This is a genomic window from Mucilaginibacter sp. P4_G9 (assembly GCF_056400985.1).
Genome location: NZ_JBFUKF010000870.1, coordinates 1 through 834, shown reverse-complemented (window position 1 = coordinate 834; position 834 = coordinate 1). Strand labels below are relative to the sequence as shown.

The window sequence follows — 834 nt, the reverse complement described above, 5'->3', positions numbered from 1 at the left end:
ATTCGCAACAGGGGAATTAAGTAAGTTGATATGAAAATTGTAGTTTTCACCCACCCCAAATTTCTAAACTCTCAAAGCATGCCTCGTTTTGCTAATATGATAGTTGAAGGGATGAAACAAAAAGGCCACCAGGTTTCTGTTTTTACACCCGAACCCCGGTTGTTTAAACTGCCTTTTATAGAAAAATATAAGAAATGGTTAGGCTATATAGATCAGTATGTTCTCTTTCCAATGGAGGTTAAGGCTAAATTAAAAAAGCTTTCTTCAGATACCTTATTTGTATTTACCGACCATGCACTTGGTCCCTGGGTTCCGATGGTTGCAAACCGTCCACATGTTATACACTGTCATGATTTTTTAGCGCAGCGTTCTGCTTTTAATGAAATTCCTCAAAATCCGACAGGGCCTTCCGGGAGAAAATATCAGGCATATATACGGAACGGATATACAAAAGGCAAAAATTTCATTTCAGTTTCTAATAAGACCAGAGACGATCTCTTAAGATTTTTATATGTAAAGCCTGAAATTTCTGACGTAGTATACAATGGATTGAACCAAAATTATTTTTCACGAATTGAAGAAAAAAAAATTGAATTGTTCCTAAGTAATACAAGTATAAATTTAAAAGATGGGTACCTGTTACATGTTGGAGGTAATCAATGGTATAAAAACAGGATTGGCGTTATTGATATTTATAATGCTTTACGGGCGTTTAACAAGCAAAACTTACCTATTCTACTTATTGGCCCAAAACCTAATCATAAGCTTTTAGAAAAATGGKAGCAATCACCCTATAAAAAAAATATTCACTTGTTATCTGGTATGGATGATGAA

At 34.6% G+C, this 834-nt stretch carries 1 protein-coding gene; it reads left to right on the top strand.

The genetic code is table 11. From position 1 onward, the window contains the following. Positions 1–30: 30 nt before the first annotated feature. Positions 31–834, top strand: an 804-nt coding sequence (locus AC1DPZ_RS28260) for a glycosyltransferase (protein ID WP_477409796.1), incomplete at its 3' end; no start/stop codon positions are given.